Below are 24444 nucleotides of genomic sequence, written 5' to 3' on the forward strand. Positions count from 1 at the left end.
TTTGCCGGAGTATTGAAAGTGTTGAAAACCTATATGAACCAGAACAGCATTTTTGAGCAAATAATAAATTTTAACTAAATCAAACATTCATGAAATTTAAATTTCAAAAATTAAGAATTGCAGTATTCTTTGGTCTTTTTTTAGTTTGTGGTTCTTTTACCTTATTGGCCCAAACTACAGTAAGAGGAACAGTACTTTCAGCAGCAGATAACATGCCTTTACCAGGAGCATCTGTTGTAGAAAAAGGTACTACGAACGGAGCTTCTACAGATTTTGATGGAAACTTTACGTTAAATGTGTCAAACCCATCAGGTACACTAATAGTGTCTTATGTAGGGTTTAAAACAAAAGAACTTAGCGCAAAAAATGCTGAGATGACTATTGCCTTAGAAAATGACAATTTGCTTAATGAAGTTGTTGTTGTTGGCTACGGTACACAAAACAAAAGTGATATTGTAAATGCAGTTGCAACTACCAATTTGGCACAAGCAACATTAACACCAACATCTGATGTTAATGAAATGTTGAGAGGTAGAATTGCAGGTTTACAAGTTGATGTAGGTAGTGGTACTTTACGACCAGGCGGAACTTCTGATATTATTTTTAGAGGTCAAGGTTCTATTGAAGGTAATGTAAGTGCTATTTATGTTGTTGATGGTATTATTAGAGATGGCGGTATTGAAGATATAGATTCTGATGATATAGAATCTATAGAATTTTTAAAAGATGCATCAGCCCAAGCAATATACGGTTCAAGAGGAGCAAATGGTGTTGTATTAATTACTACGAAAAGAGGTGAAGCAGGTAAAGTAACTGTAAGCTATCATGGGTATGTAACAACAAAATCAATCGAAAGAAATTTTGATGTATATAGCGGTCAAGAATTTGCACAATTACGAAGAGAAGCGGTTAGGTCTACTATTGATGGTGATGCGTATCCTTTAGATTCGGATATTTTTTCAGAAATAGAATTAGAGAATATCGCAAATAATGAGTTTGTAGATTGGGAAGATGAATTGATGACCAATGGCTTTGTAAACAATCAAGCAATTAGTATTTCTGGTGGTACAGAACTAACTAAAGTATTTGCAAGTATCAACTACTTTAAAGAAGAAGGTATGATACCAACATCAAGCTATACAAGAAAAACATTACGTTTAAATGTAGATCAAAAAATAAGTGATAAGTTCTCGGTAAATTTTGATTTAAACTTATTAAATGATGATACAGATAGAGCTGCAAATGTAAATGTGATTACAACATCACCTTTAGGGAGTGCTTATGATGAAGATGGTAACTTGACACAATATCCAAGTGGTGAAGAATCATCTGCAATAAATCCAATTTGGAATCTTAATGAACAAGAAAACCATGAAAAGGGAAATGATTATGTTATTAACGTGACTCCAAGATGGCAAATAACAAAAGATTTAAACTATCAATTAAAAACAAATTTAACACGTAGAACATCAGAAAGAGGGCAGTATCAATCTTCATTAAGTTCTGCTGGTGACGATGTTGATGGTATTGCTACAATTGAAAATCAATTAACAGAATCATATCTTATTGAAAACATACTTACGTATGATAAAGCGTTTAATGAGAATAATAAATTGAATGTAACTTTTGTACAGTCTGCACAAGAGAATGGGTATTCAAGTACTTTAACAGAAGGCCAAGGATTTGTAAATGAGACGTTGAGTTATGACGGAATTTCAAATGCTATAGGGAGTATAACTGTAGATCGTGAAAAAGATAAGCAAACCTTGGCTTCTTTTATGACCAGAGCACGTTACAATTTAAACAATAAGTATTTGTTTACGGCAACGGCTAGAGCCGATGGTGCTTCGGTAAATTCAGAAGATAATAAATGGAGTTTTAACCCTGCAGCTTCATTTGCATGGAAAATTCATAATGAAAGCTTTTTAGAAGATGTTAGTGCTATTCAAGAATTAAAACTTAGAGCTAGTTATGGTTCTTTGGTGAATGATTTAGGTATTGCATATACTTCATTATTTACGGCTGATGGTGAAAATTACATTTTTGATAGTGAATCTACTTCAGGGTATTCTCCTTCAACTATTTTGCCAAATACCGATTTAAAATTTGAAAGGATTACTACGGCTAACATTGGTTTAGACTTTTCAGTACTTAATAGAATATTAGAAGGAAATGTAAACTGGTATGATGCTCGCACGACAGATTTGTTATTAAAAAGAGGTGTTCCTTCAACTACGGGTTACTCGTATACCTATTTTAATGCCGGCGAATTACAAAATACAGGTATAGAATTAAGCTTAACCGCTAATATTATCAATACTAAAGATTTTAAATGGTCAGTTTCAACTAACTGGTCTAATAATAAAAATAAAATCTTAGAGCTTTATGATGATGGTGATGGTAATCCTATAGAAAATGATGATACTTATGGTTATTATGTAGGACAAGCAGTTGATGTAATATACCAATATGATTTTGATGGTATTTGGCAAGAAGGCGAAGATTTTGAAAACGCACCGCAAGCAAATTCAGAATCTACACTTACTCAAGATTTAGAAGCGGGTGATATTAAGATTAAAGATACTAATGAAGATGGAATTATAACTGAAGATGATAGAGTGTTTACTGATTCTAATCCAGATTGGTTTGGTTCATTATCTACAACTATAGTTTATAAAGGTTTTGATTTGTTTGTTGATTTTTATGCGGTAGAGGGTGCAACAAAAGTGAATCCATTTTTATCAGATTATAACAATGGTGGTACATTATCGGGTAAATTAAATGGTGTAAAAGTAGATTATTATACTCCTGAAAATCCATCAACAGAATTCCCAAGACCAAATTATGATTCTACTCCTTTATATTTAAACGCATTGGCTGTAAGAGATGCTTCATATTTAAGATTAAGAACATTGAGTTTGGGCTATACTTTAGATCAGGGCATAACTGATAAATTAAATATTGGACAAATTAGGTTTTACGCTACAGCGACTAATGTATTTACTAAAACTGATTATATAGGCTATAGCCCTGAGGTAAATATTAGAGATACGTATTCAAGTGCAGATACTGGGTATCCAGATTCTAGTAGTTTCACATTCGGAGTAAAAGTTAAATTTTAAAAAATTAATAAATTATGGAGTTTAAGAATTCTTATATAAAATTAAAAAGTAGTTTGGTGCTACTTACAGTATTGTTTTTTGCAGTTTCTTGTGAAGATTATCTAGAAGAAGAACCAGGCACTTTAATTGATTCTGATTATATATATACTACGGAAGACGGTTTGCAATCGGGTGTAGTAAGTTTATATACCATAAATAGAGATCGTTATGAATATAGTTCAGAGGATTATATGGCAGCTGTTCTTATGTCTTCACGAAGTGATTTAGCTTTTAGTAGATCTGGCTATACAGGTTTAATGGGCAGGTACCAAAGGGGGATTTCATCTATTGATTATGGTACTGAATTGGCGTCAACATTGTTTTGGAAACATTTTTACAACCTAGCAAACAAAGCAACTGCACTTATCAACGCGGCAGAAGCAATGGAGGATATTGACGAAGACGTTAAAAATCAAATTATTGCTGAAGCTAAATTTTTCAGGGCAGAAGCATATTTCTATTTGTACAGAATGTATAACAACATTTATGTAACTACCGAAACAGTAACAGTTGATAATGCGTTTGATGTAATTAGCGATAAATCTTCTGAAGAAGAAATTTTTGAACTAATTAATAGTGACCTTACGTTTTCAATAGAAAATTTAGAATGGACAGATACTTTTGGTCGTGTTACAAAAGGTACAGCAAAACATGTAAAAGCTAAAGTAGCAATGTGGCAAAGTGATTGGGCAGAAGCGGCTAGCCAGGCAATAAGCCTAATTGAAGAAGGGCCACATAGTTTAGTAAGTTCTACAGCTGAAGTTTTTGCAGAAGATAGAAATAACTCAGAATCTTTATTTGTAATACAATCTGAAGATGATTTATCTGGTGGTGGAAGCACAACAATGATTAACGCAAATTATGTTACGCAGTATTTCAATATATCGGGTATTGAGGCAAATGTAGAGCAAGGTGGTCGTGGTTTCTCACGTATATTACCAAACCTCTATTTGCTTAATTTATTAGCGGAAGATGAGAATGATACGAGAGATGATGACACGTATTTTAGGTTAAAATATTATTATACCTCTGGGGACAGAATTGGAGAAGAAGTTGATGATTATGCTCCGATAACTGATTTAGACAATCCTAGTGATACGTATACAACATATTACCAAAGAATGCATCCATCTTGTATCAAATTTGCACAAGAAGATGATGATCCTGATACGTATTTAAACAGAAGTAATGTAACAGTTTACAGGTTAGCAGAAACTTATTTAATAGCGGCAGAAGCTTTAATGAGGTCATCAGAAGGTGATCCGCTTCCATACCTTAATGCAATTAGAACAAGAGCAGGAGCGGCTGCAGTAACAACAGTAGATCAACAAGCAATTTTAGATGAAAGAGCTCGTGAACTAGCTTTTGAAGGGCAACGTTGGTTTACCTTAAAAAGAATGGGGCAAGATGTTATTGATTATCAAATAACAAATTATGCTGGTGATGGAGAGTATTACCCAAATAACTTAGGTGAAAATGACCCGAGAGATAATTGGCAATCACATTTTATAAACTGGCCTATTGCAGAAATAGATTTAGATTTATTAGGGTCTAGTTACCCACAAAACGATGGGTATTAAAATAGTAATTAAGTTTTAGTTTTATGATATCATGGGTAATCTCATTTACCCGTGGTATCTTTTTATTTTAGATGAAGTATATGCGATATTTTTTTATTTTAATTTTATGTGTTGGGTTATTTTCTTGTAATACGGCTACCCAAAAACCATCATTAGTTTTTGCAACCAATCCTGTTATAGCACATCGTGGTGCATGGAAAGCAAAAGAATTGCCTAAAAACTCAATAGCATCATTAAAAGAGGCTATTCGATTAAATTGTACAGGTTCAGAGTTTGATGTTCGTATGACGGCTGATGAGGTGTTGGTGGTAGCTCATGATGCTGCTTATAATGATTTGACTATTGAAACTTCAACCTATAATGAGTTGTCAAAATTCAAACTGTCAAATGGTGAAAAACTCCCAACATTAAAAGAGTACCTGCTAGTGGGTATGACCAATAATACAGCTACAGGTCTTGTTTGTGAAATTAAACCATCAAAATTTAAAGACCATAATGCGTTGATAGCAGGCAAAGTTGTTCAATTGGTAAAAGAGCTGAAGGCAGAAGCCTATGTATCCTATTACATCAGTTTTAGTTACGAGATAATTAAACACATAAAGGCAATTGAGCCTAAAGCTAAGGTCTTGTATTTAGACGGTTCAAAAAAACCAGAAGCGCTTAAAAAAGATAGCATAACAGGACTTGATTATTTAATTTATAAACTCAAAATACATCCTGATTGGATTACAGAAGCTAAAGATTTGAATTTAGTTTTAAATGCATGGACAGCAAATAAATCGGAAGATATTGATTGGTTATTGGCGAATGATTTTGATTACATAACCACTGATGAACCAGAGCTTGTTCTTGAAAAATTTAAAAACTTTCCTGTAGCAAAAGAGTATGAATTGGTTTGGAGTGATGAGTTTAATTATACAGGCAACCCAAATCCTTTAAAATGGAACTATGAAGTAGGTTTTAAAAGAAACCAAGAACAACAATATTATACAGATAGTTTAAAAAATAGTAGAGTAGAAAAGGGCATATTAATTTTAGAATCTTATAAGGAAAAGGTTGCTAATAGCGCTTTTAAAAGTACTACTGATCCTGATTGGAGAAAGAATCAGAAATACGGTTCATACACTTCCGCAAGTTTGCACACAAATGGTTTAGCACAATGGACTTATGGTCGTATAGATATTCGTGCGAAACTACCTAAAGGTGTTGGTCTTTGGCCTGCATTTTGGATGCTTGGCGAAAACCAACCAGAAGTAGGTTGGCCAGAATGTGGTGAAATTGATATTATGGAGCATGTAGGTTTTAATGCTGATTCTATTTTTGGAACCATACACACCAAAGCGTATAATCATATGATTGGGACACAAAGGGGTAAAACTATTGAAATTGAAAAACCGTATGAAACTTTTCATATTTATTCTATAATTTGGACACCAGAGTCTATTGATTTTTTATTAGATGATGAGGTGTATAACCACATTGAAAATGACCATAAAACAACAGCAGAATGGCCATTTGATCAAAATTTTTATATTAAAATAAACACCGCAATTGGTGGTATGCTTGGCGGAAGAAAAGGTATTGATGATACTATTTTCCCGCAACAATTACTAATTGATTATGTTCGTGTATATCAAAAGAAAAAGGAATTATGAAAGCAGTATATTTATTAGTTTTTTGTTTTTTAATCACTAGTTTTAATACAAAACGTACAACTACGTCACTTAAAGTAATGACCTATAATATTCGTTTAGACGTTGCTTCTGACGGTGAAAATGCGTGGCCAAACAGAAAAGATTTTTTAACCTCTCAAGTACTGTTTTTAGCACCTGATATTTTAGGGGTTCAAGAGGCGAAACCTAATCAAATTCAAGATTTAAGTACAGCATTAACAAATTATAAATACGTTGGTGAGGGTAGAGACGGTAATGGTAAAGGCGAATACTCGGCAATTTTTTACAATTCAGATAAATTAAAGGTAGAAAAAACGCACACTTTTTGGTTGTCTCAAACGCCAACCATAGTTTCTAAAAGTTGGGATGCTGCGTATCCTAGAATTTGTACGTATGCTTTATTTTCATTTAAAAATTCAAATAAGAAATTCTGGGCTTTTAATACGCATTTAGATCATGTAGGGGCAATAGCTCAAAAGGAAGGTTTGCAACTTGTGCTAAATAAAATAGCCTCTGAGAATACAGAAAATTACCCTGTTTTTTTAACAGGAGATTTTAATGTAACGCCTGAAAATGAAATTCTAACAGCAACAAAAAAAGTGCTTAATGACGCTGAGAATATAGCAAATATAAAATTTGGAGCTACAGGAACGTTCAATGGGTTCAAGTACAATGAGCCTGTAACACGCAGAATAGACTACATTTTTGTATCAAAATCTGAAAATATAAAAGTAACTAAGTATGGTGTTTTGTCTAGTGCTGTAGCCTTTAAGTTTCCATCTGACCATTTTCCAGTTTTTGCGGAACTGCAAATGGAATAATAATTTAGACTATACTATAAAAACCATTATAACCATCTGAATTTTTAGGTGGTTTTTTTGTGCCAAAAAATAAAAAACTACTATTTGCAACCAAATAAGCGCCTTTTTTATTTGATTGAGTTAAAATTGTAAGAAACTAAACTTTTAAATATCAGATAGTTTTATATTTTAGCATTTAAAATTAACAAGATTTTTCTTTCTATTGTAAAGTGGAATCTTTTTTTGTAGTTGTTAAAAGAATGAGTGTAATTATTGAGTTTAAAAATTGTGATAATTATTTATATGCAGAAATTGAAGCCGCATGGACAAAAGAAAATGCTTTTTTAATACTCGATGCAATTAAAGTTGAAGCCGATGCACAAGGCTATAATTTAATTTTGATAAATGCTAGAGGAATGTCACTACCAGATAATGAAATGATTCGGTATTATACGGGAGAAATAATAGCATCTTTATTTAAATCGCACAAACTAACTATTTATTTACAAGCAGAAAAGATTAATAAATTTGCCGAAAATGTAGCGGTAAATAGGGGAGCCACCGTTTATATATGCGACAATAAAGCGGATGCTATTAATTGGCTGTTAAGCTAAGCTTGTATTTAAACCTGTAATTAAACATCGATATTTTTTATTATAATCGATTGTTGCATTTACTTATAAATGTCATCATTTAGTATTGTCACTAAAACTGTTTTAAATAGAGGGTAAATAATCTTCTTAAATTGTATCATAAGTTAAAGACTTACAAATGCAGTTAAAACATGTAAAACTCCTCAGTAGCTATTTACTAAATAGATAAATTACATTACCAATAGCTATTGCACCAGTTAAACAACCTAAAATAAAGTCCATTTTAGCGGCAATAAAATTCAATCTATGTTCTATTTTTTTGGCAACCACAGCGTAAAGCGTGTACAGTGTAAATGAGCCTATTGTAGAACCAATAGAAAAGTAAAGTGCGTTTGTTAAACTATACTCAAAATACTCAAAACCAATTATTAGTGAAATAAACGTAAAATAAAACGGAATAGCCATCATATTTAATAATGACATTAAAATACCATAGAAGTATGATTTTGATTTCGGAATTTCTTTAGCCTTTACCTTATCTTTTGATGTAAAATAAAGTCTAAAAAAATTAATGGATAATAGAAATAAAATACCAATTCCTATTTTTTGAATTGAGGTAATATATTCTGAATTTTTCATTAAAATATTTGCCAAGTAAGCGCCTAAATTAGCTTGAAAAAACAAAACAGTAGCATAACCTGCAATTAAGTAAAACGTAGCATTTTTACCATTTCTTAAACTATATTTTACAACAGTTAAATTTAAAAAACTAGGTGTAATGCTCCCTAAAGCAGCAATGCAAAAACCTAAAAGCAAACAGATTAAAAAGTTCATAGTTAATTATTGTATAGCAAATAACTATAGAAATGAACTAATAAATTAATACGTTCCCTATTTTTAATGACTCTTAAACGTTTTTAGTTAAATGCTATATTTAACTTTTTAGAACTTAGTACTGTAAACTTATTTATTGTAAGAAAGTGAGCAGAGAATAAATAGTAGAACTTAACTTAAAGGTATAGTGGCTTAAGTAGAATACGTGTAAGTTTATATTTCTTACCAAAATTTGACACATAAATTGCCTCATTGCGGAAAACCGCAAGGTTAGTACCTGCTTAATTATCTAAATTTGAAGCAGTAAGGTTTTGTATTGTTAATAAAACTGTTAAAAAGAGATGAATGTTTTACACAATATGTTGCTTTAACCTGCTTATATTGTACCACAAATAAAATAAGAATTTTCGACTTTTAATTGTGGAGGCTAAAAACGTAAAGTTATACAAAACTTCCGCATAGCCACCCAAAATAGCTGTATAAGAGGAGGAAAGTTCCGTATATAAACAAGTTATGTGCAAGCTAAAAAAACATTTTGATGTCATTTGAAACACGTACTCCAGATTTTATAGCAGAACTGAAATATCGGACTACGGAAGAGGGAGGTCGACGGACACCTGCCAGTTCAGGTTATAGACCGCATGTGAAGTTTCCGTTTTCGAAAACGATGACTTCTGGACAACAGACCTTTATTAGACAAGACTCGGTTAATCCAGGCGAAACAGTTAAAGCTGAAATCATGATTCTTTCTCCGCAGTTTTTCGAAAATATGCTGGAAATAGGAATGGAATTTGAAGTAGGAGAAGGTTCGCATGTAGTCGCGACTGGAAAATTGATTGAAATCCTCAATACAGATTTAATAAAAGGTTTATAGAACACGTAATATGCACTTGGATTCAGATAAACATACTCTTAAGGGAAAAGAAGTTGAAAGATATTTTGATTTCAATCAAGCACTAATTGAATTTTCGGATTTGTTTAATCAAACCGAGACTAATGAACGTTCAATTGCAATATTAGGTGGGACTTTTTTGGAGATGACCTTGGAACATGTTTTATATTCATTTCTGCCGGAATATGATAAGCAAGTTGAAAAACTATTTGAATTTAATTCTCCTTTGGGGAATTTTAGCAATAAAATACAGATGGCTTTTTGTTTAGGGTTAATTGAAAAAATCGTCATGCAGGACTTGAATTTAATCCGTAAAATCCGAAATAAATTTGCGCATCAAATGTTCGTGGACTTTCAAGATTCTCAGATTGAATCATGGTGTAAAGGACTTGAATGGCATAAAATTTCATTTATGGATTATGTACCCGAAGGAGCAACCAATTTGATGCTATTTCAAGTCGGAGTAAATCAATTAATCTCAAATCTTAATGGACATATTAGCATCGCACGAGGCGAAAAACGACATATACTAAACAACTTTGGGAAAAAAGCCAGCACATAACAATGGCTATAGCAAATAGGGCGGTAAGTGCTGAATTTAAAGGCTTGAGCGTGTTTGCTAATTCCGCCAAATCTTTTGGATTTGGCAATTAAAAAAGAAAAAATAATTACAAAACAAAAAGCTATGGCTCGCAGACCAGACGGAAACGAAAAGTTTCCTTGCCTGCCCTACTTGCCATAGCCGAACCGTTGTGCTTAATTTACCACGAAACCAATGATAGATAGAATTAAACAAATAGAAGGAGTTGGAAAGTTTCTTTCTGCTAAAAACTTAGGTGGATTGAAATTTAGTGAATTCAACTTAATTTATGGTGGAAATACCAGAGGTAAAAGTACTTTAACTGCTATTTTTAAATCATTAAAACTAGGAGACAAAAGTGTTATCGAAGGTAGAAAAACCTTCGGAGTTTCTTCTCAAAAAATAGTTATTCAATTAGCAAATGAAGGAGAAATATCCTTTTCTAGTAACAAATGGAATAACGGAATTAAGGATATTATAATTTTTGATGAAGATTTCATTAACAATAATGTTCATCTGGGTGGTCAAATAATTTATGATAACCAAAAAAGTTTGAATTCAATAATTATTGGAGAGGAAGGACAAAAGTTAGCTATCGAAATAGAACAATTACAAAGTGAAATAAGTAAAGTTACTGCAAACAAAAAAAAACACGGAAATATTTTTACAAATAGATTTCCTGAAGCACCAATAACATTACAGAAATTCAGAAAACTTAAGAATATAGAAGATATTGACAAAGAAATTTTAAAAGTTGAAGCCCAAATTGACGATTATAATAATCAAGACAATATAAAATCGAAATGCAATCAAATTGAAAATGTCTTTTCTTCGATTCCAGAATATTCAATTATCAACCTTTTATCTAAACATTTTAAATTAAACAAGGAATATGTAATTGAACATATTCAAAAAACTTGGAACAAGTCTGAGAACTCATTTAATTTCCTACAACAGGGTTTTCAATTGCTTAAGGAAGAACCTAAAGACTGTGTTTTTTGTGGTCAATCACTGAATATTGATGCTTTAAAATTATTAAATGAATATTCTAAATTATTTTCTAAAGAATTTATCGATTTTCAAAAGCAGATATCGTCAGTAATAAACGACTTCAATAACTGGAACATAGAACTTGCTATCAGTCAAATAAAGACAATAGGTGGAATGATTAAAATTAACATTGACATTCCTAAAGATAAACTCATTGAATTAAAAAATGAATGCAACAATGAATTTAATAAAAAATTGAATGACCTTTCATATTCTATAAATTTTCAAGAATTTGAAGAACTTATCAAAACATTTGAAGACATAAAAGAAGAATATAATACTCAAAAGAAATCGAAATTAAAAGAAATCAATATCGATTTGAAAGAGTTAAAATCAAAACTTTCAACATTACAGTTTACTAAAATCAGATATTCAACTACTGAAAATTGGGAGAGTTATTTTGAGAAAAAAGATGATTTAGACAAAGAATTTAAATTACTAAAACAGAAACGAGAACAAAAAAGGGAGGAATTAGAAATTTATGGTAGAGAAATTTATAAAAAAAATCATCAGACAATAAATGAAGTTCTATCTAACCTTCAAGCAGATTACAGACTTGATGAATTTATACCTTTGAAAAAAATAATTGGTAAAACTGAGAGAATTTTTTCTTTAGTTTTTTATAATAACCACAAAATAACTCTAGAGACTGAAAACTCTGCAATCCCAAATTTCAAAAACTCATTAAGCGAAAGCGATAAAAGAGTACTGGCTTTTTCATTTTTCATCTCTCTTTTAAAGAATAATGAAAAATTAAATAATAAAATTATAATTCTAGACGACCCTTTTTCAAGCTTAGATAAAGAAAGAAGAAGAGCAATTATCAAAGAGATTCAAAATATTTCTTTTAATAGCACTATGTCAAAACCTAAACAAATAATTATTTTAACACACGAACTTGATTTTTATAAGTGGTGTTTAATTAAGTTTCCTGAAGCGACAGCTTTAGAAATACAAAATGAAGGAATGCAGGACGGAATTAAAAAAAGTACAATTTTAAGAACAAATAAAGAATTATATCTGGAAAGTGATACTCGGAAAGATTTAAAAGAAATCATTAAACTAATTGATAATAATATTACACCGACTGAAATTGAAGGGTTATTTTCAAAATCTAGAAAAATATTAGAAGACGTGTTTACTAAAAAATATTACAGTCATCTTAAAGAAGATATTAAGAGTAGAAAGAGCATAAGAACTTTTACTGAGACATTAAAGTCTAATAATGTCAATCAATTTGAAACACAAAATAAGTTTAGTCAAATTATAAACCTTTGTGACGATTTAAATATTGAATTGCATAATAATGAATTAAAGAATGAAGGAGAAAATGGAATAAACGTACTTCAAGACTTTATAAAATGTTTAGAAATAATATAAAAAACTAAGCACAACAATGGCTATAGTTAATACGGGTTTTGGTGCTTAACCCAAAGTTCAGAGCTTTTAACTAAGTCCGCCAAATCTTTTGATTTGGCTTTAAAAATGAAAAGATAAAACAAAATAAAAAGCTTTGGCTAAGTGCTTAATTGGAAATTAATTACTTTTAATTCCCGTACTAACCATAGCCTAATCGTTACCACACATTTGAGAAAAAATATGACTAAAGAAGAAATAATAGCACATTGCGACCGAATTATTAAAGACGCTCAAAATCAACCTCACGGTGGACTGACTCAAGCTCGTGAATTTTTGAGAGTTGTCGCTGGCGAAGAAAGTTCTTTCTTTAAGACATTATCTCAGATTCAAAGTCGGGCGATTGATGCACAAAAGTCAAATAGAGTTCGTGAAGTATTAACATCATTTTCTCAATTTGTACAGAACGACCTTTTACGGAGTATTTCTTTAGAACGTGAAATCCAAATCGATACAGTATCTGATTATCTCGAACAAGCAGAAAGTTTACTCAATGACAAAAAAGTTCATCCAGCTGCGCCAGCAGTTATTATCGGAGCATCATTAGAGGAATTTTTAAGAAACTGGTTGGAAGAAGAGGGAACTGATTTGACGAAAATTAAAAATAGCCTTGATGCATATTCGTCTGAATTAAAAAGGTTAGAAAAAATAACTAAACAAGACGTTAAAGATATAGTTTCTTGGGGCGGAACTCGAAATGATGCTGCTCACGGACATTGGGAAAATGTTGCAGATAAGAACAGAATTAAAATTATGCTTGACGGAGTTAATTTATTTATGAGAAAATACGGAACGGAATAAAAACGTGTGGTAACAATGTATATAAAAAATAGCGCGAGTCATTGCTAAAACAAAGATTCGGGCATTTTTAGGAAGTCGCCAAATTTTTAAATTTGACAAATTCCCAAAAATAAAATAATTAATAAAATTTAAAAATTCGGCTTGAATTTATTCCGAAAAGTTATCGCTTATTTTCAGCGCTACTTTTCATATACGAGCCGTTGTATGCCATTAAAAACCAGCAAAATCAATTAATCAGAATGGATGGAGGATATTATGCAATAAAAGGATTTGAATTTCAAATAGACAAAACACTTCTTGAAGTTCTTACCTCGTCTAGTAATGATTCAGTGGTTAGACTTGAACAAATTCAAGACATTGATACCGATGATTACGTTATGCAGGTAAAGTACAAAGAAGCGACAAAATTGAATCCTTCTGTTATTCGAAAACCTATAATTCAATTAATTGAGGAATATAGTTCTGATCCGAACAAGGACTATATTTTATATTGTTATTTCGCTGATAATAATGGCTATAATGAAACGGTAGATTCTGTACTTCTTGACAAGATTTTAGGTAAGGAGGAAACTACTTTTTCAGTCTCATTAAAGACCAATTTTTTAACTAAGTTCAAACTTCGTTTTTCTCCTGAATTTCAAAATCAGTATGACATAGTAATAGATAAATTGCAAGAACTTTCTTTTTGCGGTTCTCAAGATGATGCGCGATATTATTACTCTATCCTTGTTGATTTCTTGCGCAAAAAAGTAATAAACAATCCACCTTCAGATTTGGGTTCGAGACAAGTGACCAAGGGGGAATTACTTTCTCATCTAAACAGTGGCAGACGAATTGTATTTATGCCTGCATACAAAGAGTTTATTGGACAACAAGAATATTTCAAATTACTTAAATCTCGTTTTCTTAGGCCAAGAAAGAATCAAAATACAATCTTCAGATTTGGAAATGTGGAAGTGGAAGATTCTTGCACCCTTGGATCTCTTACGCATCAAATCGTAGAAAAACACTACTACAAAGCAACTCATGATGTCAAGCCGTTAACTTTTATTATTACAGACGATAAAATTGAGGATGTAAAAAAGCATTTTATATCACAGAATTGTCCTTTTAATGATGGTTGTGAGACAATTCAGTTTAACCAAAAACTTTTTGAATCACCTGCTATCATCAATAAGAAAATCTCAGGAAGAAGGACAACCAATAGTTTATCAAAAACTTCATTCAAAGCCAGATTGGTTTCAGAGTCTACTTTTAGTCAGATGTCTGAATTCGGAATCCAAGGTTCCTGGGTATTAATAAACACTCCCAGACACCAATTAATCGGTGAAACGGACTTCCAAATAATTAACCAATTAAACACTCAACAAATACTAAAACTCTTTTAGCATGGACTCAAATAATTTTAAAATCATTAACGTTTCTTCAACTTCACTAAGTATTGAAATCGTTGATCCCACCCAGTTTGACGACCAGTTCAATCTAGGGAGTTACATAAAAATTCCATATAAAAACAACGATACTAAATTCGTTGTAGGTATAATAGAAAACTATCGTATTAAAGATGAAGATAATGGCGATGACGAAACAGACTCAACTCCTCCATCGTTTGTCCTAGAGGTTAAACTCACTGGTACAATAGATACAGAAGGTGGTGCTCCAATATTTGAACGAGGTGGGCATGGCATTCCACTACCTCCTAATAACGGAATTGCCTTGCTAACAGAGGAAGAGTTGAATGGGATATTTACCACAAAAATGTCCGAAAATGAAAGGTTTTATTTTTCAGAATTAACAACAAAGGAAATACGTATTCCTGTTAATGGCAACAAATTTTTTAATAAACACTTTGCTATAGTTGGATCAACAGGGTCTGGAAAATCCCATACAGTTGCTAAAGTAATACAAGAAGCTGTTAGTCAAAAAAATGGACAGTATGATGGGTTGAACAACTCTCACATAGTAATCTTTGACATACATGGTGAATATGAACAAGCATTTCCAGACGCTCAAATTCTTAATGCTTCAAATCTTTCGCTACCATATTGGATGTTAAATGGAGATGAACTCGAACAGTTATTCTTAGACACTGGTGATCGCAACAATTACAACCAATCTTCCGTGCTAAGGAAAATAATAACAGAAAACAAAAAAAAGCACAATTCAGGTATAGATAAAATTCATTTTGATTCACCTTTAAAATTTGACATTACAGAAGTTTATAATTGTCTGTATAATGTGCAAACAGAATCTATTAATTCTAAGGCTAGTAACAGATATATGGTTGTTGGAGAATGCGAAGGCTATAATGCTGGAGATTCAACTACTATCGAAAGTGGTCTTGAACTAACTCAAGAAGCTAGAATACTTAAATATTTTGAATCCAAGTTAGAATTTTACCCCAATAAAAATCAAAGTGTTGCGAATGGAGTTTATGCCGATGGAACACTAGATAAGTTTGTCGAAAGATTAGAGAATAAACTCCAGAATTTAAGATTAGAGTTTCTTTTTGGAAATCAATCTAGGGATATTTCATTTGAGGATACTGTCAAGCAATTTATTGGTTTTAGAGATGATAATAAAGCCAATGTAACTATTATAAATTTGGGAGGAATTCCTTTTGAAGTTCTCAGTATAACCGTTTCTTTAATCTCAAGAATTCTATTTGATTTTGGCTTCTTTTTCAATAAAACTCTACAACAAGGAGAAAAAACAAAAACTCCTATTCTTCTCTTATATGAAGAAGCCCATATATATGTTCCTAAAAGTGATCTGCTAAAATATAAAGCATCAAAACTAGCTATTGAAAGAATTGCGAAAGAAGGTCGAAAATATGGAGTTACATTGGGTATTGTAAGTCAAAGACCTTCCGAAATATCAGAAACAATATTTTCTCAATGCAATAATTTTATAGCCATGAGACTAACAAATCCTGAAGACCAAAACTATGTAAAGAGATTGTTGCCTGATACTTTAGGTAATTTAACTGAAACTCTTCCTACGCTTCAGTCTGGAGAAGCATTGTTAATAGGTGAATCAATTGTTCTCCCTTCTTTAGTGAAAATAGAAAGATGTGATCCTGAACCAAAATCATCTGACATTGAATACTTTGAAATATGGAAAGAACAATGGAAGAATGTAAACTTCGAAAACATTCTAAACGAGTGGAAAAATTAAATAGTAAAAACGGCATACAACAATATGTATAGTGCATAGCACCCTTCGGAATGCTACGACACCATACATTAACCGTTGGGCACAAGCTGAAAAAAACAAAATATGAGAAAAACATCATCATCACATTGGAAAAATCTTTCTGACTTAGAAGGTCTTTTATTTTTTGCGCAAACTGTAGATGAAATGTTATTCGAATACACTTTGGACTCATACAAACCAATGGCATTAAATTGTCGATTATTATGTATTGAATGCTTAAGTACTATTGGAGAAATTAGAGATGGCTTTATGCCAAAAAAAAATCTTCAATCTGTTTTAGAAGAGTTAAAATGGAGTTTGGAGAAAGATATTGCAGCCAAAAGCATTTTAGGGAAAAAATTTGAATTTTATTTAAACCAAATAAAACCTAATGAAATAAAACTTAAAACTTTAGAAAATGTAATAAAGTTTATTCATAACCATTTTAGTCAACGAAAATATCTCAAAGAAGTAAAAAAATGTCTTTATCAGCTTGTTGCGGAGGGCAAACAAAAAGAAAAGATAAAAAACCTAACAAGCTCTCTGCTTACTGAGTTAATTAACTATGGTTATCATCCGAATCATATTGACTATCAGAACTACCATTTCTTTTTTGACACATCTAAAAACCAAGAAGTAAAAGAAGTAAAACAGCTAAAAGACTTCTACAATTTATTTAATTTCGAATCAAATGAATATACAGTAGTCTTTATTGGAAGTATATTGTTTAGAGAATTTAAAGAAACATTAAATAAATATGATATTGTTGTTACTAGGACATACAACTGCTTTTCAACAATACCAGGAGATATTTCATTCCAAAAAAGTAGACGAAATAACGAATCATTCATTATTTGTTCTAAAGTTGATGGTTTGGACCACCACTCTGCTAGAGAAAATATAGAAAAATTTCTAGGACAAGTAACCAATCTCTTTAATTTCTTTCATCACAAAGAGAAACCAAAAATAAACGACATTAGTATAGTTTCTCGAACAAGTGACAATTATGTTGTTGTAATTGATAAACCAATAAAATCAATTCTAAAAACAAAAAGTGATGAATATCCTAACATTGCTGCGAAATCAGTCGAAAAGGTTCTAGAAGGTTTTAAATTCGATGGCGAATCAACATATCGTTTTTCAAGAAGCATAGATTTACATAGTGCCGCACTTTCAGCTTCAGCAATTGAAAATCAAATGCTTGATTTATGGGCAGCATTAGAAACTTTAATACCCAAGTCTAACGAATCAAATAAGGATAGAATCGTACAAATAGCAGACCAGCTAATTCCATTTCTACAAATCAATTACATTGAAAAACAGTTTGCTGAATTATATGATAACTTAGAAAATTGGGATAGTGATTTTTTTCTTGAGCAACTAAAGAAGGCAAAAGGTTTTGAGGAAAATAATCCAATTGTATCAGTAGCAGCACTCGTAACTTTAAGTGAGAATAAGGATTTACGTTTAAAAATCTATGAAAAATTAGATGACTTTCCTTTGCTAAAAAATAGAATATATGGTATTCACGAAATGTTTAATTGTCCTAAAAACATAAAGAAAGTCCTTTCTAAGCATTACACTAAAATAGGTTGGCATTTAAGAAGAATTTATCGCACTAGAAGTTTAATTATCCATTCAGGCTCATATCCTACATACACTCAAATTTTAATTGAACATCTTCATAATTATTTAGATATCCTTGTAAAAAAGTTGATTGAATTAGGGAGCGAGAAGCAAATTGGAACAATTGAACAGGCAATTTTAGAAATAAATACAACTTTAGAGTATCATAATGATTTATTGGATAAGCACCAAGATGAGGATTTAACAATAGATAATTTCAAAGAATCTCTACTAGGAATAAAATAAAGCCAGTGCCCAACAAAGAACTGAGGTAAAAAACAAACAAAATCTTCATTAAATTTAGATACTATTATTCTAGGCTTATACATTCAAAAATAGATTATTTGAGCTTTTTTTTAGTATATTGATTTTCTATATAATTAGGCAATATTAAAGCTTAAGTTTTATAATGTAGTCTTCCTGATTTATAGTTAAATTTTATATATAACAAGCTTAATACGTTATTAAATAAGCCTATTTCTCCAATTTAAATGAACAAGAAATTTTTATTTATAACTATCGTAATTTTCGGATTCGGACTATTTATGTATTACTTAGCTTAGTTATTTGCACCCGGAAGTTATGCAAGATCTGAAACCTACGAGTTTCAAATATCAGAAGAAATATTTATTAAAATAATTGACGAAGTCAAACAGGAACATCAAGAACTTAAGGTGCCATCTTATGGTTATGAAGATGGAAGAAAAAATAATTTGTATTCTTTTTATTTTTATTACCAAGATAAGAATCAAATTATTCATACGTGGGCAAGACCAAAGAGTGAAACAACCACAACATTTGCATTTAGTGCTTATAAAAGCGGCAATGATTTAGGAAATTGGACTGATGCAAATAAATATTTTTGGTGGTGGAAAAATTCGAAAGCAAAAAAAGAATTTGAAGCTAGAATTTTATATGAAATTGAAGAAAATATTAAAAAAAGAAAGCTTAACTAAAGAATTAAGATGGCAAAAATAAAATTAACCACAGAAATTGTAGCGGATATTGATATTGTATTTGATTTATCAAGAAGTATTGATTTACATAAAATTTCTACAGAACAGACTAATGAAACGGCAATTGCAGGCAAAACTAGCGGTTTAATTGGTATGAATGAATCTGTTACGTGGCGAGCAAAACACTTTGGTATTTATCAACGGCTTACTTCAAAAATAACAGCGTTTGAGCGTCCAAATTTGTTTGTAGATGAAATGGTTAAAGGAGCTTTTAAGAGTTTTAGGCATGAGCATCATTTTACTAAACTTGAAGCTGGTACTTTAATGACTGATTATTTTTATTATGAGTCTCCATTAGGTGTTTTGGGTAAGGTAGCAGATAAGTTATTCTTATTAAATTACATGACAGACTTGTTAACCGAGCGCAATAGAATTGTTAAAGACTTTGCAGAATCTGGTAAGTGGAAACAATTAGTGTTAACCGACGCCTAAAAAATGGAATCAGTAAATAAAGCTAATGCTTTAGAGAAGTCTGCATAAAGTATAATTGAGTATTAGTAACTTATAAATACCTGATGTTTAACTAAGTTTTTATTACGGTTCATTTAGTTTATTTTTTTGTAAAAAAAGAAGCTGATTTAATGCGCTTTTATATGTATTTTTAGGTCGCCATTAGCTTTTTTTAGTAACAAGAATACCCTTAATACCATGAAAAAAAGTACTATTTTAATAGTTGCGCTAATTGCATTTTTTGCTGTAACAAATTTTAAACTTCAAGCACAATCTAAAGAACTTCAAGAGTTAAGAGAGATTGCGATTATTGATCAAAAGGTTAGGATACCTATGCGCGATGGTGTGCGTTTGGTGGCTGATGTGTACCGTCCAAAAACAGACAAAAAAGTCCCAATTATATTTTCACGAACACCATACAACTTCAACAATTGGGTTGATGGTAAAGAAATTACCACTATACGAGTTAGAAAAGCATTAGAAGCGGTAAAAAAAGGCTATGCATATATTGTTGAAAATGAGCGTGGGCGTTATTTTTCTGAAGGCGTATGGGATATTTTAGGTACCCCTGTAACTGATGGTTACGATACCTTTACGTGGATGAAAAATCAACCATGGTCTAACGGTAAAATTGCTACGTATGGTTGTTCTTCTTCAGCAGAATGGCAAATGGCAGTAGCAGCCTTAGATCATCCGTCTCATGCCGCAATGGTATCACAAGGTTATGGTGCAGGTATTGGTCGTATTGGTGATATATACGAACAAGGTAATTGGTACCGTGGTGGTGTTTTTCAAATGTCATTTATGGCGTGGTTGTATCGCGTAGAGCATGATAAGTTTAAGCCTCGAATTCCTAAAGATGCAACGCAAGAAGATTTAATTAGAATATCAAGGTATTATGATTTAGACCCTGAAAATCCGGCAGTAGATTTTGAACAGGCTTTTGATTATTTACCCATACAAGATGGTATTAAAAATTTAAAAGGGAAAACGGAGATTTTTGATAAAATGATTCGTCGTGAACCCAATGATGAAGCTTGGTATAAAGGTGGTTTGTATCATGATGATATGGAAATTAAAGTGCCTAGTTTTTGGTTTGCTTCTTGGTATGATATGTCTATAACGCCCAACTTAAAATTATTTAATCATGTACGTAAAACTACTAAAGATAAGGCCGTTAGAGATAACCAGTATTTGATAATTTCGCCAAATTTACATTGCGGTTTTACTCGTGGCTCAAGCGAAAATACCATGATTGGTGAGCTAAATGTAGGTGATGCACGTTTAAATTATACCGAGCAGATTTATGATTGGTATGATTTTCTATTAAAAGGCGAGGATAACGATTTTAAAGCGAAAACACCTAGAGTACAATATTATACGATGGGAAGCAACAAGTGGCAAGCATCAGAAACCTGGCCACCTGAAAATTCTAAATTAACTACGTATTATTTAAACAGTAATGGTGATGCAAACAGTTTGTATGGTGACGGAATATTGAGCACTACAAAAGCAAAAACGAATAACCTTGATACTTTTACGTACGATCCAATGTTACCAATACCATCTTTTGGTGGCACTCCATGTTGTGATGATAGTATATTACGAGGTGGTGCTTTTGATCATCAAGAGGAAGAAACCAGAGATGATATTTTGGTGTACACATCTGATGTTTTAGAAAAAGGTATTGAAGTAACTGGTTTTATAGAATCAACCCTTTATGTATCGTCTGACGTAAAAGATACCGATTTTACCATTAAACTTATTGATGTTCATCCTGACGGAAAAGCGTACAATTTAGATGAAACCATTCAACGAGCGCGCTACCGTGAAGGCTATGAGAAAGAAGTATTTATGAAAAAAGGAGAAGTCTATAAAATAGACTTAACGGCTATGGCTACCAGTAATTACTTTAAAAAAGGACACCGCATTCGTATTGAAATTTCAAGTAGTAATTTCCCGCGATTTGCTCGTAATTTAAATACAGGTGGTAATAATTATGATGAAAAAGAGGGAATTGTGGCGCATAATACCATACATCATTCTTCAAAATATCCGTCACAAATAAAATTGCCTATAATTAAAGATTAAAGTAGTTTTTATAAGATAAAAGCATGAAAATAAAATTGTTATTTATTCTATTCTTTTTTGTTTCCAACTTGAGTAAAGCGCAAGAATTAGAAACAAAGTATCATGATATTGTGTCCATATTCGCTGAAAGTATTAAAACACGGAATATTGAAAAATTAAAAACGTTAATAGCTTATCCATTAACACGGGAGTATCCAATTCCTGATATTAAAAATGAAATTGAATTTGAAAAAAGGTTTGATGACGTTTTTGACGATAAATTGATAAATGAAATATCTAGTTCTAACCTTTATAATGATTGGTCTGCTGTAGGCTGGAGAGGCATAATGCTAAATAACGGAACACTTTGGTTGGATTATGATGGAAAATTAATAGCCGTAAATTATCAGTCAGATATAGAAGCGGGGTTAAGAGCTAAGCTGATAGAAACTGATAGAAATGCAATTCATTATAGCTTAACTACATTTAAAAATCCGGAATTAATATTAGAAACTAAAAAATTTAGAATTAGAATAGATGAGCTTGAAGATCAAACGTATAGATATGCTTCATGGTCTATAAATTCAGGTATGGATTTAAAACCAGATTTAGTATTAAAAAATGGCCAATGGATAAGGGAAGGTACAGGTGGCAATCATAGTTATGAATTTACTAATGGGAATTATAAATATATATGTTCTATAAATGTTATAGGAACATCAGAAAGTGCACCAGCTAATTTAATTGTTTATAAAAATGATGAAAGAATATTGATTCAAAATGCTCAAATAGTAAAAAAATAAATCTTTATAATATTCAGGGTTAAATAAAAAAATCTCAGAGATCTAGCTATAGATTTTTTGAGATTTTTTTTATACTTAAAAAAGAACGATTAAAGTATTTTAAATTATATTATTATGAAAAAATCCAATTATATTTAGCTTGTTAAAAACAAACTCAACCTTAATTTAAAATATTCACAACTACTATGGGGGAAACTAGTATTCAAACCAACTTAAAAAAATCAAAAATAGTACAAACTAAGTGGTTGCCACTTTTAGCAATTTCAGCTTTATTTATTGGGTGTAAACCCGAAGCCAAACCTGAAACTAAAAAATATACAACTGAAGTTTATCAAACATCATTTGCAGGCGATAATTTAAAACTACTATCACTTGATAAACGTACCACAGATACTGAAGAATTAAAACAAGTAAACTTAGAACTACAACCCAATAAAACCTATCAAAAATATTATGGTTTTGGCGCATCATTTACAGAATCATCAGCATGGAATTTAGCAACCATTCCTGTAGCTAAGCGAAAAGAAGTAATGACTAAACTTTTTAGTCCAACAGAAGGAGCGGGTTTTTCACTTACCCGAACGCATATAAACAGTAGTGATTATTCTAACACACATTATACCTATGTTGAAGATGGAGATAAAGACCTTTCTACATTTAGTATAGCAGAAGATTTAAAAGGTTTTACAGGTGATGAAAATGATCAAGTTCGAGGTGTCGCATTAGTAACACCAGGCTATGATCTTATCCCAATGATTTTAGAAGCATCAAACATTCCCGGAGCAGACTTTAAAATTATAGCATCAGCATGGAGTCCTCCATCGTGGATGAAAACTGGAGAAACAGCACCAATGACTAACGGCAGCTTACTGCCAAAATATTACGGACTTTGGGCCAACTATTTATCTAAATACATAACAGCTTATGCCGAAAAAGGTATTGCTATTTGGGGGCTTACACCACAAAACGAGCCTTTGCATTATCATGATGCGCAATGGGATAGTAATGGATTTGAACCCAAACAAGGGCGAGATTTTTTGAGAGATTATTTAGGGCCTCAACTAGTAAAAGATGGTCATTTAAATATTGATGATTTAGACGCTAGTTTGCATGTGTTGTTGTATGACCACAACAAATCAAACATGATAGATTATGTAACACCAACTTATGAAGACCCAGAAGCATCAAAATATGCATGGGGAACAGCTTTCCATTGGTATGCAAATTCTGAATTAGAAGAAAACAATTACTATGCAGGTGAAATTACAAAGCTGAAAGAGAAATGGCCTAACAAAGCAATTATACATTCTGAGTCTAGTATTGATATTGATGCTAATGATCCAATTGGTCAATATTGGAGGTTGAGTACTGATTATGCAGGAAAATTTATTCCGTTTGAGACCTATGCTTATGATATTATTAGCGATTTAAATCACGGAACACAAGGGTATGTAGAGTGGTGCAGTATTTTGAGCGATAAAGGGCAACCAAACCCGTATAATAACTTCAACAGTGCACCTGTACTTATTAACCCAGAAACGGATGAAGTAATTTACACACCATTGTATTACTTATTGAGTCACTTTAGTAAATTTATTCGCCCTGATGCAGAAAGAATTGCTTTGGATGGTGAACAGGTAGACGGAATTATATACACAGCGGCAAAAAACACAGATGGCTCAATAGCGGTTGTTATTTTTAATAAAAATGAAGAAGATGTGGAAGTGTCTATAAATTTAGAAACTGAGTTATACACTACTAAAATTGCACCAAGAGCAATGCAGACAATCCTTTTGAATAGCAAATAGCAGTATAGAACAGGTAATTAAAAACTAAAAATCCCCATTGTCTAATTATTAGATTTTTGGGGATTTTGTTTTTTATTAAAAATGATTTTTATCAAA

At 31.6% G+C, this 24444-nt stretch carries 18 protein-coding genes; 17 read left to right on the forward strand and 1 reads right to left on the reverse strand.

Annotated features, from left to right (window positions below; genetic code table 11):
* Nucleotides 1–89 precede the first annotated feature (89 nt).
* The 5 genes from KO500_RS09325 to KO500_RS09345 all read left to right on the forward strand — a co-directional run bounded on the left by KO500_RS09325 (nucleotide 90) and on the right by KO500_RS09345 (nucleotide 7828).
* A complete protein-coding gene (locus KO500_RS09325) occupies nucleotides 90–3122 on the forward strand; it encodes a SusC/RagA family TonB-linked outer membrane protein (protein WP_215956272.1) in 3033 nt (1010 codons plus the stop codon).
* 14 nt (nucleotides 3123–3136) lie between these two features.
* Nucleotides 3137–4741, forward strand: coding sequence for a RagB/SusD family nutrient uptake outer membrane protein (locus tag KO500_RS09330; RefSeq protein ID WP_215956273.1), 1605 nt, complete (start codon nucleotides 3137–3139; stop codon nucleotides 4739–4741).
* A gap of 80 nt (nucleotides 4742–4821) precedes the next feature.
* Nucleotides 4822–6396 carry a family 16 glycosylhydrolase gene (locus tag KO500_RS09335; RefSeq protein ID WP_215956274.1) on the forward strand — a complete coding sequence of 525 codons (1575 nt, stop codon included), beginning with the start codon at nucleotides 4822–4824 and terminating at the stop codon, nucleotides 6394–6396.
* Nucleotides 6393–7235, forward strand: coding sequence for an endonuclease/exonuclease/phosphatase family protein (locus tag KO500_RS09340; protein WP_215956275.1), 843 nt, complete (start codon nucleotides 6393–6395; stop codon nucleotides 7233–7235). The genes KO500_RS09335 and KO500_RS09340 overlap by 4 nt, the downstream gene beginning before the upstream one ends.
* Before the next feature lie 239 nt (nucleotides 7236–7474).
* A complete protein-coding gene (locus tag KO500_RS09345) occupies nucleotides 7475–7828 on the forward strand; it encodes a hypothetical protein (RefSeq protein ID WP_215956276.1) in 354 nt (117 codons plus the stop codon).
* A 189-nt stretch (nucleotides 7829–8017) separates the two neighbouring features.
* On the opposite strand, the gene KO500_RS09350 is transcribed toward KO500_RS09345, so the two are convergent.
* Entirely contained in the window at nucleotides 8018–8641 is a 624-nt protein-coding gene (locus KO500_RS09350; protein ID WP_215956277.1) for a LysE family translocator, read from the reverse strand.
* 538 nt (nucleotides 8642–9179) lie between these two features.
* On the opposite strand from KO500_RS09350, the gene KO500_RS09355 reads away from it, so the two are divergent.
* The 12 genes from KO500_RS09355 (at nucleotide 9180) to KO500_RS09410 (ending at nucleotide 24348) form a co-directional block, all read left to right on the forward strand.
* Nucleotides 9180–9515, forward strand: coding sequence for a hypothetical protein (locus KO500_RS09355; protein WP_215956278.1), 336 nt, complete (start codon nucleotides 9180–9182; stop codon nucleotides 9513–9515).
* Between the two features lie 16 nt (nucleotides 9516–9531).
* Nucleotides 9532–10095, forward strand: a complete 564-nt coding sequence (locus KO500_RS09360) for an MltR family transcriptional regulator (RefSeq protein ID WP_215956279.1) — start codon at nucleotides 9532–9534, stop codon at nucleotides 10093–10095.
* Between the two features lie 213 nt (nucleotides 10096–10308).
* The gene (locus KO500_RS09365) at nucleotides 10309–12543 is read left to right on the forward strand and encodes an AAA family ATPase (protein WP_215956280.1); all 2235 of its coding nucleotides are present in this window, start codon (nucleotides 10309–10311) and stop codon (nucleotides 12541–12543) included.
* Nucleotides 12544–12762: 219 nt separating this feature from the next.
* Nucleotides 12763–13380 (forward strand): hypothetical protein, encoded by a 618-nt coding sequence (locus KO500_RS09370; protein ID WP_215956281.1) that lies wholly within the window; start codon nucleotides 12763–12765, stop codon nucleotides 13378–13380.
* Between the two features lie 239 nt (nucleotides 13381–13619).
* Nucleotides 13620–14768 carry a hypothetical protein gene (locus tag KO500_RS09375; RefSeq protein ID WP_215956282.1) on the forward strand — a complete coding sequence of 383 codons (1149 nt, stop codon included), beginning with the start codon at nucleotides 13620–13622 and terminating at the stop codon, nucleotides 14766–14768.
* A gap of 1 nt (nucleotide 14769) precedes the next feature.
* Entirely contained in the window at nucleotides 14770–16557 is a 1788-nt protein-coding gene (locus KO500_RS09380) for an ATP-binding protein (RefSeq protein ID WP_215956283.1), read from the forward strand.
* Between the two features lie 102 nt (nucleotides 16558–16659).
* The gene (locus KO500_RS09385) at nucleotides 16660–18447 is read left to right on the forward strand and encodes a hypothetical protein (RefSeq protein WP_215956284.1); all 1788 of its coding nucleotides are present in this window, start codon (nucleotides 16660–16662) and stop codon (nucleotides 18445–18447) included.
* Nucleotides 18448–18875: 428 nt separating this feature from the next.
* The gene (locus tag KO500_RS09390) at nucleotides 18876–19157 is read left to right on the forward strand and encodes a hypothetical protein (protein ID WP_215956285.1); all 282 of its coding nucleotides are present in this window, start codon (nucleotides 18876–18878) and stop codon (nucleotides 19155–19157) included.
* Between the two features lie 9 nt (nucleotides 19158–19166).
* On the forward strand, nucleotides 19167–19649 hold the full coding sequence (locus tag KO500_RS09395; protein ID WP_215956286.1) for an SRPBCC family protein: 483 nt from the start codon (nucleotides 19167–19169) through the stop codon (nucleotides 19647–19649).
* 216 nt (nucleotides 19650–19865) lie between these two features.
* Nucleotides 19866–21758 (forward strand): CocE/NonD family hydrolase, encoded by a 1893-nt coding sequence (locus KO500_RS09400; RefSeq protein ID WP_215956287.1) that lies wholly within the window; start codon nucleotides 19866–19868, stop codon nucleotides 21756–21758.
* Between the two features lie 23 nt (nucleotides 21759–21781).
* On the forward strand, nucleotides 21782–22540 hold the full coding sequence (locus KO500_RS09405; RefSeq protein WP_215956288.1) for a hypothetical protein: 759 nt from the start codon (nucleotides 21782–21784) through the stop codon (nucleotides 22538–22540).
* A gap of 185 nt (nucleotides 22541–22725) precedes the next feature.
* A complete protein-coding gene (locus tag KO500_RS09410; protein ID WP_215956289.1) occupies nucleotides 22726–24348 on the forward strand; it encodes a glycoside hydrolase family 30 protein in 1623 nt (540 codons plus the stop codon).
* Nucleotides 24349–24444 lie beyond the last annotated feature (96 nt).

It is taken from the genome of Cellulophaga baltica (assembly GCF_018861125.1).
Taxonomy (GTDB): domain Bacteria; phylum Bacteroidota; class Bacteroidia; order Flavobacteriales; family Flavobacteriaceae; genus Cellulophaga; species Cellulophaga baltica_A.

What these genes read in the sequence shown, in the direction of transcription:
- KO500_RS09325 (WP_215956272.1), top strand. Translation starts at nt 90, where the DNA reads ATGAAATTTAAATTTCAAAAATTAAGAATTGCAGTATTCTTTGGTCTT.
- KO500_RS09330 (WP_215956273.1), top strand. Translation starts at nt 3,137, where the DNA reads ATGGAGTTTAAGAATTCTTATATAAAATTAAAAAGTAGTTTGGTGCTA.
- KO500_RS09335 (WP_215956274.1), top strand. Translation starts at nt 4,822, where the DNA reads ATGCGATATTTTTTTATTTTAATTTTATGTGTTGGGTTATTTTCTTGT.
- KO500_RS09340 (WP_215956275.1), top strand. Translation starts at nt 6,393, where the DNA reads ATGAAAGCAGTATATTTATTAGTTTTTTGTTTTTTAATCACTAGTTTT.
- KO500_RS09345 (WP_215956276.1), top strand. Translation starts at nt 7,475, where the DNA reads ATGAGTGTAATTATTGAGTTTAAAAATTGTGATAATTATTTATATGCA.
- KO500_RS09350 (WP_215956277.1), bottom strand. Translation starts at nt 8,641, where the DNA reads ATGAACTTTTTAATCTGTTTGCTTTTAGGTTTTTGCATTGCTGCTTTA.
- KO500_RS09355 (WP_215956278.1), top strand. Translation starts at nt 9,180, where the DNA reads ATGTCATTTGAAACACGTACTCCAGATTTTATAGCAGAACTGAAATAT.
- KO500_RS09365 (WP_215956280.1), top strand. Translation starts at nt 10,309, where the DNA reads ATGATAGATAGAATTAAACAAATAGAAGGAGTTGGAAAGTTTCTTTCT.
- KO500_RS09370 (WP_215956281.1), top strand. Translation starts at nt 12,763, where the DNA reads ATGACTAAAGAAGAAATAATAGCACATTGCGACCGAATTATTAAAGAC.
- KO500_RS09375 (WP_215956282.1), top strand. Translation starts at nt 13,620, where the DNA reads ATGGATGGAGGATATTATGCAATAAAAGGATTTGAATTTCAAATAGAC.
- KO500_RS09380 (WP_215956283.1), top strand. Translation starts at nt 14,770, where the DNA reads ATGGACTCAAATAATTTTAAAATCATTAACGTTTCTTCAACTTCACTA.
- KO500_RS09385 (WP_215956284.1), top strand. Translation starts at nt 16,660, where the DNA reads ATGAGAAAAACATCATCATCACATTGGAAAAATCTTTCTGACTTAGAA.
- KO500_RS09395 (WP_215956286.1), top strand. Translation starts at nt 19,167, where the DNA reads ATGGCAAAAATAAAATTAACCACAGAAATTGTAGCGGATATTGATATT.
- KO500_RS09400 (WP_215956287.1), top strand. Translation starts at nt 19,866, where the DNA reads ATGAAAAAAAGTACTATTTTAATAGTTGCGCTAATTGCATTTTTTGCT.
- KO500_RS09405 (WP_215956288.1), top strand. Translation starts at nt 21,782, where the DNA reads ATGAAAATAAAATTGTTATTTATTCTATTCTTTTTTGTTTCCAACTTG.
- KO500_RS09410 (WP_215956289.1), top strand. Translation starts at nt 22,726, where the DNA reads ATGGGGGAAACTAGTATTCAAACCAACTTAAAAAAATCAAAAATAGTA.